Origin of the sequence: Musicola keenii (genome assembly GCF_014855505.1) — a bacterium.
GTDB classification, from domain to species: domain Bacteria; phylum Pseudomonadota; class Gammaproteobacteria; order Enterobacterales; family Enterobacteriaceae; genus Musicola; species Musicola paradisiaca.
On the sequence record NZ_JAAWVW010000002.1, the window covers coordinates 25,782 to 38,212 of the forward strand.

Annotated in this window: 13 protein-coding genes; 11 read left to right on the forward strand and 2 right to left on the reverse strand. The window is 50.3% G+C overall.

The window, feature by feature from the left end:
* Nucleotides 1-21 precede the first annotated feature (21 nt).
* The 8 genes from HEP82_RS02400 to HEP82_RS02435 all read left to right on the forward strand — a co-directional run bounded on the left by HEP82_RS02400 (nucleotide 22) and on the right by HEP82_RS02435 (nucleotide 8,852).
* Entirely contained in the window at nucleotides 22-912 is an 891-nt protein-coding gene (locus tag HEP82_RS02400) for a carbohydrate ABC transporter permease (RefSeq protein WP_015853733.1), read from the forward strand.
* On the forward strand, nucleotides 905-1,807 hold the full coding sequence (locus HEP82_RS02405) for a carbohydrate ABC transporter permease (RefSeq protein WP_015853734.1): 903 nt from the start codon (nucleotides 905-907) through the stop codon (nucleotides 1,805-1,807). The genes HEP82_RS02400 and HEP82_RS02405 overlap by 8 nt, the downstream gene beginning before the upstream one ends.
* Before the next feature lie 13 nt (nucleotides 1,808-1,820).
* Nucleotides 1,821-2,948 (forward strand): ABC transporter ATP-binding protein, encoded by a 1,128-nt coding sequence (locus HEP82_RS02410; protein WP_192456631.1) that lies wholly within the window; start codon nucleotides 1,821-1,823, stop codon nucleotides 2,946-2,948.
* Between the two features lie 15 nt (nucleotides 2,949-2,963).
* Nucleotides 2,964-4,256: an ABC transporter substrate-binding protein gene (locus HEP82_RS02415; RefSeq protein ID WP_192456632.1), complete on the forward strand. Its 1,293-nt coding sequence runs from the start codon at nucleotides 2,964-2,966 to the stop codon at nucleotides 4,254-4,256.
* 454 nt (nucleotides 4,257-4,710) lie between these two features.
* Nucleotides 4,711-5,424, forward strand: coding sequence for an oligogalacturonate-specific porin KdgM (kdgM, locus tag HEP82_RS02420; RefSeq protein WP_192456633.1), 714 nt, complete (start codon nucleotides 4,711-4,713; stop codon nucleotides 5,422-5,424).
* A gap of 204 nt (nucleotides 5,425-5,628) precedes the next feature.
* Nucleotides 5,629-6,573: a pectin acetylesterase PaeX gene (gene paeX / locus HEP82_RS02425; protein ID WP_192456634.1), complete on the forward strand. Its 945-nt coding sequence runs from the start codon at nucleotides 5,629-5,631 to the stop codon at nucleotides 6,571-6,573.
* Between the two features lie 154 nt (nucleotides 6,574-6,727).
* Complete coding sequence (locus HEP82_RS02430; RefSeq protein ID WP_192456635.1) at nucleotides 6,728-7,312, forward strand: metal-dependent hydrolase; 585 nt, start codon at nucleotides 6,728-6,730, stop codon at nucleotides 7,310-7,312.
* 148 nt (nucleotides 7,313-7,460) lie between these two features.
* Nucleotides 7,461-8,852, forward strand: coding sequence for an L-cystine transporter (locus HEP82_RS02435; protein ID WP_192456847.1), 1,392 nt, complete (start codon nucleotides 7,461-7,463; stop codon nucleotides 8,850-8,852).
* Between the two features lie 52 nt (nucleotides 8,853-8,904).
* Here HEP82_RS02435 and osmE read toward each other — a convergent pair whose 3' ends face one another.
* Nucleotides 8,905-9,237 carry an osmotically-inducible lipoprotein OsmE gene (osmE, locus tag HEP82_RS02440; protein ID WP_192456636.1) on the reverse strand — a complete coding sequence of 111 codons (333 nt, stop codon included), beginning with the start codon at nucleotides 9,235-9,237 and terminating at the stop codon, nucleotides 8,905-8,907.
* A 325-nt stretch (nucleotides 9,238-9,562) separates the two neighbouring features.
* Between osmE and nadE the strand changes: the two genes are divergently transcribed.
* The 3 genes from nadE to HEP82_RS02455 all read left to right on the forward strand — a co-directional run bounded on the left by nadE (nucleotide 9,563) and on the right by HEP82_RS02455 (nucleotide 11,796).
* Complete coding sequence (nadE, locus tag HEP82_RS02445) at nucleotides 9,563-10,384, forward strand: ammonia-dependent NAD(+) synthetase (RefSeq protein WP_192456637.1); 822 nt, start codon at nucleotides 9,563-9,565, stop codon at nucleotides 10,382-10,384.
* A gap of 79 nt (nucleotides 10,385-10,463) precedes the next feature.
* Nucleotides 10,464-11,351 carry an aromatic amino acid DMT transporter YddG gene (gene yddG / locus HEP82_RS02450; protein ID WP_192456638.1) on the forward strand — a complete coding sequence of 296 codons (888 nt, stop codon included), beginning with the start codon at nucleotides 10,464-10,466 and terminating at the stop codon, nucleotides 11,349-11,351.
* 49 nt (nucleotides 11,352-11,400) lie between these two features.
* Nucleotides 11,401-11,796, forward strand: coding sequence for a nitrous oxide-stimulated promoter family protein (locus HEP82_RS02455; RefSeq protein WP_192456639.1), 396 nt, complete (start codon nucleotides 11,401-11,403; stop codon nucleotides 11,794-11,796).
* 332 nt (nucleotides 11,797-12,128) lie between these two features.
* On the opposite strand, the gene ihfA is transcribed toward HEP82_RS02455, so the two are convergent.
* The gene (ihfA, locus tag HEP82_RS02460) at nucleotides 12,129-12,428 is read right to left on the reverse strand and encodes an integration host factor subunit alpha (protein ID WP_015853745.1); all 300 of its coding nucleotides are present in this window, start codon (nucleotides 12,426-12,428) and stop codon (nucleotides 12,129-12,131) included.
* Nucleotides 12,429-12,431: the final 3 nt, after the last annotated feature.

Genomic DNA, 12,431 nt, shown 5'->3' on the forward strand with positions numbered 1-12,431 from the left:
TTACTAAAGTAGGTAGGCATTATGAATGAAAACAGAATGCTGGGGTTAGCCTATATCTCCCCTTATATAATAGGGTTGATAGTTTTTACCGCTTTCCCCTTTATTTCATCGTTTGTGCTCAGTTTTACTGAGTATGATTTAATGAGCCCCCCCACATTCACCGGTCTTGAGAATTATCACCGGATGTTTATGGAGGACGATCTTTTTTGGAAATCCATGGGAATTACGTTCGCTTATGTATTTCTGACCATACCTCTTAAACTGATTTTCGCACTGTTAATTGCATTTGTACTTAACTTCAAACTGCGTGGTATCGGCTTTTTCCGTACCGCTTATTATGTACCGTCTATTCTCGGCAGCAGCGTAGCGATCGCCGTGTTGTGGCGCGCATTGTTCGCCATCGACGGGCTGCTCAACAGCTTTATCGGCGTGCTCGGCCTCGACCCGATTAACTGGTTGGGTGAACCGGCGCTGGCGCTGATGTCCGTCACCTTGCTGCGCGTCTGGCAGTTTGGTTCCGCCATGGTGATCTTCCTCGCTGCACTGCAGAACGTCCCGCAGTCTCAGTATGAAGCCGCCATGATCGATGGCGCGTCAAAATGGCAGATGTTCCTGAAAGTGACTGTACCGTTGATTACACCGGTCATTTTCTTCAACTTCATCATGCAAACCACACAGGCGTTCCAGGAGTTCACCGCACCCTACGTCATTACCGGCGGCGGTCCGACCCATTACACCTATCTGTTCTCACTCTATATCTACGAGACGGCATTCAAGTATTTCGATATGGGCTATGGCGCTGCCCTTGCGTGGGTACTGTTCCTGGTTGTTGCCGTCTTTGCTGCGATTTCCTTCAAATCGTCCAAATACTGGGTGTTCTATTCCGCCGATAAGGGAGGGAAAAATGGCTGATATTCATTCACCAATGTCTGCGCAGGATATCGCTGCGGAAGAAGTTCGCCGCACATTGCGCCGGGAAAAAATCAATGCCGGGATTCGCTACGTCATTCTGCTGGGTGTCGGCATCCTGATGCTCTACCCGCTGGCGTGGATGTTCTCAGCTTCATTCAAGCCCAACCACGAAATTTTCACGACGCTGAGCCTGTGGCCAACGCACGCGACTTGGGATGGCTTTATCAACGGCTGGAAAACCGGGACCGAATATACTTTCGGTCACTACATGATCAATACCTTCCAGTACGTGATTCCGAAGGTGGTTCTGACGGTAATCTCTTCCACTATCGTGGCTTATGGCTTTGCCCGGTTTGAGATTCCATGGAAGAACTTCTGGTTCGCCACACTGATTGCCACCATGCTGCTCCCCAGCACCGTACTGCTGATCCCGCAGTACATCATGTTCCGCGAAATGGGCATGTTGAACAGCTATCTGCCGTTGTATCTGCCGTTAGCGTTCGCCACCCATGGATTCTTCGTGTTCATGCTGATCCAGTTCCTGCGCGGCGTTCCGCGCGACATGGAAGAAGCGGCGCAGATTGACGGTTGCAACTCCTGGCAGGTGCTGTGGTACGTCGTAGTACCCATTCTGAAACCGGCCATCATTTCCGTTGCGCTGTTCCAGTTCATGTGGTCAATGAACGACTTTATCGGTCCGTTGATTTACGTCTACAGCGTCGACAAATACCCCATCGCACTGGCCCTAAAAATGTCTATCGACGTTACGGAAGGTGCACCGTGGAACGAAATTCTGGCAATGGCGAGTATCTCCATTCTGCCATCCATCATCATTTTCTTCATGGCTCAGCGCTACTTCGTTCAGGGCGTGACCAGCAGCGGAATTAAAGGTTAATTGAGGATTTATCATGGCTGAAGTCATTTTTAATAAACTGGAAAAAGTTTACTCCAACGGATTCAAAGCTGTTCACGGTATCGACCTGACGATCAAAGACGGTGAATTCATGGTGATCGTCGGCCCATCCGGCTGTGCGAAATCCACCACCCTACGCATGCTGGCGGGTTTGGAAACTATCAGCGGCGGGGAAGTTCGTATCGGTACCAAAATCGTCAACAATCTGGCGCCCAAAGATCGCGGTATCGCCATGGTGTTCCAGAACTATGCGCTCTATCCGCACATGACTGTGCGCGAGAACCTGGCCTTCGGGTTGAAGCTCAGCAAACTGCCCAAAGACAAGATTGAGGCGCAGGTCAACGAAGCCGCCAAGATCCTGGAACTGGATGAACTGATGGATCGCCTGCCTCGCCAGCTTTCCGGCGGTCAGGCTCAGCGTGTGGCGGTAGGCCGTGCCATCGTGAAAAAACCGGACGTGTTCTTGTTTGACGAACCGCTGTCCAACCTGGATGCCAAATTGCGCGCATCTATGCGTATTCGCATCTCCGATTTGCACAAACAGCTGAAAAAGAGCGGTCATCCGGCCACCAGTGTCTATGTCACGCACGACCAGACCGAAGCCATGACCATGGGCGACCGTATCTGCGTTATGAAACTGGGGCACATCATGCAGGTGGATACGCCGGACAATCTCTATCACTACCCTAAAAACATGTTTGTTGCAGGCTTTATCGGCTCTCCGGAAATGAACATCAAACCGGGCCAGCTGACCGAAGATAACGGTCAAATCAGTCTGAAAGTCGGCCATTGCAGCATGAAGCTCAACCAGAGCAAGCAGGACAAAGTTCGTGACTATGTCGGTAAGGAAATCTGCTTCGGTATCCGCCCTGAGTACGTCACCGTTTCCGAATCACCGTTCGACGGCGAACATTTCCAAGGTGAACTGGTGCGTGCTGAAAACATGGGCCACGAATTTTTCATGTATATCAAAGTTGACGGTTTTGAATTAACCAGTCGCATGCCTTCCGACGAGGCGCGTCTGATCATCGCCAACGGTCTGAATCGTCAGGTGTATTTCCAGTATGAAATGGAAAAATGCCATATTTTCGATGCAAAAACAGAACAAAATATCTCACTCTGAAAGGAGCTATAACCAATGAAAAAAGTGATCCTACGTACCTTAATTGCATCCTCTCTGGCGTTGATGGCTCATCAATCCTTCGCGGCCGATCAGGTCGAACTGCGGATGTCCTGGTGGGGCGGCAATGGCCGTCATCAGGTCACGCTGAAGGCCATTGATGAATTCCAGAAACAATATCCGAATATCAAGGTGAAATCGGAATACACCGGTTGGGATGGTCATCTCTCCCGTTTGACCACTCAGATCGCGGGCAATACTGAACCGGATGTGATGCAAACCAACTGGAACTGGTTGCCGATTTTCTCCAAGAACGGTGATGGCTTCTACGATCTCAACAAAGTCAAAGATGTTCTGGATCTGACTCAGTTTGATGCTAAAGAGCTGCAAGCGACTACCGTTAACGGCAAGTTGAACGGCCTGCCGATTTCCGTGACAGCCCGTGTGTTCTACTTCAACACGGAAACCTGGAAGAAAGCCGGTCTGACCTATCCCAAAACCTGGGATGACCTGATCAACGCCGGGAAAGTCTTTAAGGAAAAACTGGGCGATCAATTCTACCCTGTCGTTCTGGAACACCAGGATTCGCTGGCGCTGCTGAACTCCTATATGGTGCAGAAATACGGCATTCCTGCCGTCGATGAGAAGAACAAAAAATTCTCCTACACCGATGCGCAGTGGCAAGAATTCTTCCAGATGTATAAAAAACTGGTTGATGCGCACGTCATGCCGTCAGCGAAATACTATGCCTCTTTCGGCAAGAGCAACATGTATGAAATGAAGCCGTGGATCGCCGGTGATTGGGGTGGCACATATATGTGGAACTCTACTATCACCAAATACTCCGACAACCTACAGCCTCCTGCCAAACTGGAGCTGGGTAGCTATCCGATGCTGCCGGGAGCAAAAGACGCCGGTCTGTTCTTTAAACCTGCACAAATGTTCTCTATCGGTAAGTCGTCTAAACATCCGAAAGAAGCTGCCATGCTGATCAACTATCTGCTGAACAGCAAGGAAGGGACTCAGGCTCTGGGTCTGGAACGTGGTGTGCCGTTGAGCAAGGCCGCCGTCGCTCAATTGCGCAGCGATGGAGCCATCAAGGATAGCGATCCGGCCGTAGCAGGCCTCAATCTGGCGCTGTCGCTGCCGCATGATGTCAAAGTATCGCCTTACTTTGACGATCCGCAGATCGTATCCCTGTTCGGCGATTCTATTCAGTACATCGATTACGATCAGAAGTCAGTTGAAGAAACGGCTAAATATTTCCAACGCCAGGCTGACCGTATTTTGAAACGCGCCATGAAAGAATAAGTTTTATACCTTAAATACGTCGAGTGACGGGACAAGGCGCGTTAAGCGCCTTGCAACGCAGTCAGTAATGAACCCCGATGCGTTAGCTACGGTGAGCAATTCGGGTAAGCGGCCAATCTACCGAGTAGGTTTGAACGCAACTTGCCGCTGTGGCGCAGGGATGGGCCGAATCATACAGCCAACGTACCTGCAACTTAACGTATGACGGGTATATACATTCATTAATTTTAAGCCCCGTCTTGATTCGGGGCTTTTTTATTTATTTTGAAACAAAATGAACAACTTAGAGGATCATCATCACAATTTGAAATCATTTTGAAGAAAATGTCGTTCATAAAGATCAAGATCACAAAACAAGATTAAATAATTTATAAAATAGGAACTGTTCTTAAAAGAACACATCGATTTTGTTTTCTTACTGTACTTTTTTTTCTGTATATATAGGGAAGATACAATGAAACTTAAATTATTAACTCTGGCGATGGCTTCGCTGGTAAGCGTCAATGCTTTAGCTGTATCTATCGATTATCGTCATGAAATGCAGGACACGGCAAAAGCGGGTCATAAAGATCGCCTGTCTATTTCCCACCGTTTTGCTAATGGCTTCGGATTATCTTCAGAAGTTAAATGGGCTCAGTCATCCAAAGACTCAACACCGAATAAACCATTTAATGAACAAGTAAGCAACGGCACAGAAGTTGTCGCCAGCTATGTTTATAAATTCAATAACGTCTTTTCTATCGAACCAGGTTTATCTTTAGAATCAAGTTCAACCAGCAACAATTATCGCCCATATATTCGTGGCCGTGCGAATGTCACCAGCGATTTGTCCGTTGCTCTCCGCTATCGTCCTTATTTTAAACGCAATAGTGGTAGTATCGGCTCATCATCAAGCACCACCGATAAAGGCTATACACTGACCGGTAATATCGATTACACCTTCCTGAAGGTGTATACCATCGGCTATGAACTGGAATATAAAAAAGCCACTGCCGGTGAAACCATTATCGCTGACAACGATGATTACGATTTTACCCATAACGTGAAACTGTCGTACAAGTGGGATAAAAACTGGAAACCCTATGTTGAAGTCGGCAATGTATCAGAAGGTAAAACGACTGATAATCGCCAGACCCGTTATCGTGTAGGCGTGCAATATAGCTTCTAATTGCTGCTGATGAGCGATGCTATTTTTCGCTCAAAAAATTCCCTTCATGGGAATTGAAATACCATCAATTCGTCATTATTTTTGTGTGTCCTCCCGCAAGGGATATAGTTTATTTTTTATTCGGGTAAACATTATTAAAATGATGTTTACCTTTTTTTATCTCTATTATTTCTACTAGCAGGAAACGTAACAGGGAGTGTATTTATGCTTATTCGAATGATGATTCCCGGAGCACTGGTGATGTTATTAACCAGCATGAGTCAAGCGCACACCCTATTTCCGGTTTGGCCACAGGGCGATGCGCCCGGCGCGGCAACATCCCCAGCCCAGCCGCAAATAATGGATCGCAGTAAAAATCCCGCCCTGCCCGACCGGGCCGCCACCGGTATACGGCGTCCGGAAATCACCGTTTATCCGGCACTGCAGCCCAATGGTGCTGCGCTGCTGGTGACACCCGGCGGAAGCTATCAGCGCGTCGTGCTGGACAAGGAAGGTAGCGATCTGGCCCCGGTATTCAATGCTCAAGGCTACACCTTGTTCGTCATGACCTACCGAATGCCCAATGAAGGCCACCGGGAAGGCGCAGATGCCCCACTGGCGGATGCACAGCGCGCAATCCGAACGCTACGCGCTGACGCGGCTAAATGGCATATCGACCCTCAACGTATCGGCGTGATGGGATTTTCCGCCGGGGGGCATGTAGCCGCCAGCCTGGGAACCCGCTTCGGACAGCAGGTTTATGCACCTGTGGATGACATCGATAAGTTCAGTGCACGACCGGATTTCATGGTGCTGATGTACCCGGTTATCTCGATGCAAGAATCGATCGCCCACCCACAGTCCCGCCAAGCGGTAGTCGGCGAGCATCCTGATGCGGCGCTTGTTCGTGAATACTCGGCAGAAGCCCAGGTAACAGCCAACACGCCGCCGACGTTTTTGCTTCACGCCATGGATGACCCCTCCGTTTCTGTCGACAATACTCTGGTTATGTTTTCCGCCCTGCGTGCGCATCAGGTTCCTGTGGAGCTGCATCTTTTTGAGCACGGTAAACACGGTTTCGGCATTCGCGGCACCAAAGGATTACCCGTAGCCGCATGGCCCCACCTGGTCGATAACTGGATCCAATCCCTGCCGACCAACACAAACTGACACGGCCACCTCATTGAACGCTGTTCCGGCCCGCCTTAACAACAACGGTTATCAATGAAATAAGGGTTAAAATATAGCTGGTTACACGTCCGCATCTTTTTCTGCCCGGGATGTTTTCATATACTGTATAAAATGACAGTTTTTGAGAGATTTCATGACCGCGGAAGGCCACATTCTGTTCGCTGTAGCCAGCGCTATTTTCGCCAAAAAAGCAGAGCTCTCGCCATCACTGGCGGTTGGCGATTGGTGGCATATCATTCCCGCCGCGATACTGACATCGCTATTGCCCGATATCGACCACCCCAAATCTGTTTTGGGTCAGCGTCTAAAATGGATTTCTGCACCGATCGCCAGGCTATGTGGCCATCGGGGATTTACCCATAGCCTGCTGGCGATTGTCGCCGGGTTGTACTTCATCCGTACACGTTTGCCCGCCGATTGGCCGATCCCGCCGGATGTCTATCATGCGATGATCGTCGGTTATCTGAGCCATATCATCGCTGATATGTTGACTTCCGCCGGCGTACCTTTGTTATGGCCCTGTCGTTGGCGTTTCCGCTTGCCGATTCTCAATAGCGACAAAGGAAATCAGCTAGAGCGCGTTCTCTGCGTCAGCCTGATTCTGTTCATGCTGTGGCAACCACAACAGCCACTCGAAAACTGGCGCTACCCACCCTCGCTCAAAACGTTGCACGCCATGGGCTTACAGCTTCATCAGTTACTGTCGCCCCAATCCTGAAGGCATATAGCAATCGGCTATTATTCATTTAGTTATATGCATAACGAAGATATAAAAGAGCTGCTATTCTGGCGCACTGGCCATGCCGTATCGGTTCATCATTCGGCTTGATGCACTACTCATTACCACCCAAAAAGAGAGACAAGGGATGAATTTTCCACTGACAATCAACATTATTGTTTTTGGTGCGCTCCTGTTCGCACTGGGCTTCTTTGGAAGCCAACGCTGGAGCTTGTCCAGAAAAGTTCTGACGGGGCTGGTTGTCGGCATTCTGTTCGGGCTGGCGCTACACCTCATCTACGGGGACAACAACCCGGTAGTTAAACAGTCGATCCTCTGGTTCAATATCGTCGGCAATGGCTATGTCCAACTGCTGCAAATGATCATCATGCCGTTGGTTTTTGTTTCAATACTGAACTCGGTGGCAAGATTGCATTCTGCATCTTCACTGGGAAAAATCAGCCTGCTGACGTTGGGGATACTGCTGTTCACCACCGCGATTGCCGCTCTGGTGGGGGTCTTCGTCACTCATCTGTTTGGTCTGACCGCTTCCGGGTTGGTACAAGGCGTACAGGAAACCGCTCGCCTCAGCGCCATCCAGAACAGCTATGCGGGCAAGGTTGCCGATCTATCCGTTCCCCAACTGTTGCTGTCGTTTATTCCCAAAAATCCATTTGCCGATCTGACCGGCGCTAACCCCACCTCCATCATCAGTGTGGTGATTTTCGCTGCATTTCTGGGCGTGGCTGCGTTGCATTTGCTGAAAGATGATGCGGAGAAAGGCCAACAGGTACTGGGCGCTATTGATACGCTGCAATCATGGGTAATGAAGCTGGTTCGGCTGGTGATGCGTCTTACACCTTATGGCGTGATGGCACTGATGACCAAGATGGTCGCCAGTTCCAACCTGCAGGATATCCTGAAACTTGGCGGTTTTGTCGTCGCATCCTATCTGGGGCTTGTGATGATGTTTGGCGTCCATGCCCTGCTACTCGCCCTGAACGGTATGAATCCCGCGCGTTTCTATCGCAAGATCTGGCCGGTACTGACCTTCGCCTTCACCAGTCGTTCCAGCGCAGCCACCATTCCATTAAGCATTGAGGCGCAAACCCGCCGTATTGGCGTACCCGAATCCATCGCCAGCTTTGCAGCTTCGTTCGGCACCACCATCGGACAAAATGGCTGTGCCGGACTCTACCCGACCATGCTGGCGGTGATGGTTGCGCCCACGGTCGGTATCAATCCGCTGGAGCCGGTATGGATTGCCACACTGGTCGGCATCGTGACGATCAGTTCGGCTGGTGTCGCCGGCGTAGGCGGCGGCGCGACATTTGCGGCACTGATCGTCCTGCCGGCTATGGGATTACCGGTTACGCTAGTCGCCTTGTTGATCTCCATCGAACCGCTGATCGACATGGGCCGCACGGCGCTTAACGTCAGCGGCTCCATGACAGCCGGCACCATTACCAGCCAGTTGTTGAAGCAAACTAATAAAGAGGCCTTTCTCAGCCAGGTTGACTCAGAGCTAGCACACAGGTAACGCCCGGCGCCAAACACATGGATGCCGATGGCCTACGCCATCGGCATTTTTATCAAAGTTTGGGAGCAGTATCGTATTCCCGGCAGCTCTGAAAACCTTTGTTCATCACGTGGCCGGTTTCATCAAAACTGACGAAATAGTATTGCGTTTTGCCATCCCGCGTACCAAGAACATATGTATTGCAACTTCCGCGCGCGTAAATCATCTGAGATTGGCTGGAAGCCGGCCCGGCAATCCGATTCACGTCCTGCTTGCTCATGCCCTTGCTTACCTCTTTTACCACCGGTTTGGTGAAATAATTTTCGGCACGATCATAAGCCGTACACCCTGCCAGCCCTATCGTTACCGCTACTGTACACATCAGATAACCCTGCTTTTTCATCATTGGTTCCTCTTGTTGATTCAACGCGCTTTCCAGGCAGGCGCTGCCATCTTGACGACAGCGACAAATACTCATGGTTCTACGGAATCGATAAAGTCCAAACAGCAATGCGCCAGCGATGCAAACCGTGGCAAGACGCTGGCCTAAGGGTAGCTATGCATTTTCTATTTTTCAAAGCAGTGATATTGGAGATGGCTGGTGATAACGCCTTCATTCTCGCGGCGAACGCCACGACAAAACTTGCGCTTTCACCGCGCGAAAATAAACTCTACACTCTGTCAATTACGATATTTATTCTGTTGCATCAACAGGTTCAGGAGGGGGTAGCATGTCACTACAGCAAGAAATCATTAGCGCGATGGGAGTAAAACCCGTTATTGATCCGGCTCATGAGATCCGCGTGAGCGTTGATTTTTTAAAGAATTATCTGAAGGCCAATCCGTTTGCAAAAAGTCTGGTGCTGGGGCTCAGCGGCGGACAGGATTCAACGCTGACCGGGAAATTATGCCAAACGGCCATAACTGAACTCCGCCAGGAAACGGGGCGGGAATATCAATTTATTGCAGTACGTCTGCCTTATGGCGTTCAAGCCGATGAGCAGGATTGCCAGGATGCCATCAATTTCATCCAACCTGATCGTGTCTTAACCGTCAACATCAAGCCGGCGGTGGATGCCAGTGAAGCCACGTTGCAGGCAATCGGCATTGAACTTTCTGATTTTGTGAAAGGCAATGAAAAAGCCCGTGAACGAATGAAGGCCCAGTACAGTATCGCAGGAATGAACGCTGGGCTCGTCGTCGGTACCGATCACGCCGCCGAAGCAGTGACCGGTTTTTTCACCAAATATGGCGACGGCGGTACCGATATCAACCCGATTTTCCGTCTTAACAAGCGCCAGGGTAAAGCACTGCTCAAGCTGCTGGGTTGCCCGTCTCACCTCTATACCAAAGCGCCGACAGCCGATCTGGAAGATGATCGTCCCGCGCTACCGGATGAAGCCGCATTAGGCATTACCTACGAAAAAATCGACGATTACCTAGAAGGAAAACAGCTTGAGACGATAGAGGCTGCAATTATCGAATCCTGGTATCGCAAAACTGAGCACAAGCGTCGCCCCCCCATCACCGTGTTCGATGATTTCTGGCGCTAAACATCACCCGATACAGACATTGAGCGGATGCGGCGGCATCCGCTTTTTATTCTCCGACAACTCAACCACGGCATACCGCATGACATCACAGAGAGCCACCCTTGCCGGACTTCTCGCCATCCTGCTTTGGAGTACATCCGTCGGCATCATTCGCAGTGTGACCGAAGTCTTGGGGGCGCAAGGGGGCGCGGCCATGATTTATACAGCCAGCGCCCTCTGTCTGTTATTGTCCGGCCATCGCCCCCATATTCGCGCACGATCGAAGATCTACCTGCTGGTAGGCGGTGCGCTGTTTGTCAGTTACGAAATCTGTTTCTCACTGGCTATCGGCATGGCGGAAAACCGGATACAGGCAATGGAACTGGGAATGATTAACTATCTATGGCCTTGCCTGACGATACTCTTTTCGCTGTTTATCAATCATCAACGGAGCCGAATATGGTTATGGCCCGGCATCGCGCTATCTATTGCCGGCATACTTTGGATCCTAAAGGGCGATGGCGAATGGGCTCCCGCATTAATGTGGCGGAATATTCTCACTAATCCACTCGCTTATGGTATGGCACTGGTCGCTGCCGTTGTCTGGGCGCTGTATTGCAATGTCTCTCGCCGATTCGGCGATGGAAAAAGCAGCGTTGTCTTATTTTTTATCGCTGTTTCCGGCCTATTGTGGCTGCAATATCTGCTGAACCACGCTCCGGTATTGGTTTTCTCACCACGGATCCTGCTGGAATTGCTGTTCATTGGTGCATCGACGGCGTCAGCCTATGTGGCATGGGATGTCGGCATCCAGCGCGGCAATATGGCGTTGCTGGCGACGGCCTCCTATTTTACTCCGGTGTTGACCACGTTGATGGCATCAGTCTGGCTGCAGGTCATGCCAACACTCAATTTCTGGCAAGGCGTTATCATGGTGACTATCGGATCCTTGCTATCCTGGTTGGCAACGAGAGAAACAGCAAAGTAATGCAGCGACGGATTCATTTACGAATGCGGGGGGTTTAGCCACCAATAAAATGCATGTAAAATACATTTTTTATTGTGACGGACGTAATGACGTGGCTAAATTAACGCCTTCCAGCAAGCGGATTCAACGCGAAATTCAAACGATTACACATATGGTGGCGTTGTATGAGAAGGCATTTCCCCCCCCTGAAAATAACCCAGAACAATACACCCAGTTGCTGGCTTATGCCGTGAAACGGCTGGAGAAATGCTATTACGGCGAAAATAAGCCCGCCTGCAAGCACTGCCCAATCCATTGCTACCAACCTGCAAAACGAGAAGCCATAAAAGCGGTCATGCGTTGGTCAGGGCCACGAATGTTGATCCATCACCCAATTCTGGCCATCCGTCATCTGATCGACGATCGCAAGCCCGTGCCGCCTAAACCGGAGAAACCACTGCGGTAAACTAATGAGTTCCCCCCGTGATGAGACCTTATTGATAACCTGCGTTTTTTCCACACTGTTCGCTCTGTGCCCGGGTACCCCGAAGAACGCTCTGCAGATATTACTCTGCGCTGTGATGTGGCTGCGATCAGTCTGACAAGTCACTGTCATCATGACGCGCCTTTCTTTGACCGATTGGGGTATCAGTAAAACCACTGATGGCGGTTAGTGGTGTGGTGGTAGACGCACTGACGCGGAACCAGAAGACGAACGCGATGTTCATCTCGTGTCAACGCTATTCAGGACGGGGTATCTCAAAGAAAAAGGCCGCTGACGCGGCCTTTTACACTCACTCAGGAAGCCTTGGGGGAAGCGTTCTCCACCCTGCTCTTTAATTTTTGTCCCGGGCGGAACGTAACAACGCGGCGAGCCGTGATTGGAATGTCTTCGCCGGTTTTCGGGTTACGTCCAGGTCGCTGGTTTTTGTCCCGCAAATCAAAATTGCCGAAACCCGACAGCTTGACCTGCTCACCATTTTCCAACGCGCGGCGAACTTCTTCAAAAAACAACTCAACTAGCTCTTTGGCATCCCGTTTGCTGAGCCCTAGCTTTTCAAACAGGTATTCTGACATTTCAGCTTTAGTAAGCGCCATAGG

What these genes read in the sequence shown, in the direction of transcription:
- HEP82_RS02400 (WP_015853733.1), top strand. Translation starts at nt 22, where the DNA reads ATGAATGAAAACAGAATGCTGGGGTTAGCCTATATCTCCCCTTATATA.
- HEP82_RS02405 (WP_015853734.1), top strand. Translation starts at nt 905, where the DNA reads ATGGCTGATATTCATTCACCAATGTCTGCGCAGGATATCGCTGCGGAA.
- HEP82_RS02410 (WP_192456631.1), top strand. Translation starts at nt 1,821, where the DNA reads ATGGCTGAAGTCATTTTTAATAAACTGGAAAAAGTTTACTCCAACGGA.
- HEP82_RS02415 (WP_192456632.1), top strand. Translation starts at nt 2,964, where the DNA reads ATGAAAAAAGTGATCCTACGTACCTTAATTGCATCCTCTCTGGCGTTG.
- kdgM (WP_192456633.1), top strand. Translation starts at nt 4,711, where the DNA reads ATGAAACTTAAATTATTAACTCTGGCGATGGCTTCGCTGGTAAGCGTC.
- paeX (WP_192456634.1), top strand. Translation starts at nt 5,629, where the DNA reads ATGCTTATTCGAATGATGATTCCCGGAGCACTGGTGATGTTATTAACC.
- HEP82_RS02430 (WP_192456635.1), top strand. Translation starts at nt 6,728, where the DNA reads ATGACCGCGGAAGGCCACATTCTGTTCGCTGTAGCCAGCGCTATTTTC.
- HEP82_RS02435 (WP_192456847.1), top strand. Translation starts at nt 7,461, where the DNA reads ATGAATTTTCCACTGACAATCAACATTATTGTTTTTGGTGCGCTCCTG.
- osmE (WP_192456636.1), bottom strand. Translation starts at nt 9,237, where the DNA reads ATGATGAAAAAGCAGGGTTATCTGATGTGTACAGTAGCGGTAACGATA.
- nadE (WP_192456637.1), top strand. Translation starts at nt 9,563, where the DNA reads ATGTCACTACAGCAAGAAATCATTAGCGCGATGGGAGTAAAACCCGTT.
- yddG (WP_192456638.1), top strand. Translation starts at nt 10,464, where the DNA reads ATGACATCACAGAGAGCCACCCTTGCCGGACTTCTCGCCATCCTGCTT.
- HEP82_RS02455 (WP_192456639.1), top strand. Translation starts at nt 11,401, where the DNA reads ATGCATGTAAAATACATTTTTTATTGTGACGGACGTAATGACGTGGCT.
- ihfA (WP_015853745.1), bottom strand. Translation starts at nt 12,428, where the DNA reads ATGGCGCTTACTAAAGCTGAAATGTCAGAATACCTGTTTGAAAAGCTA.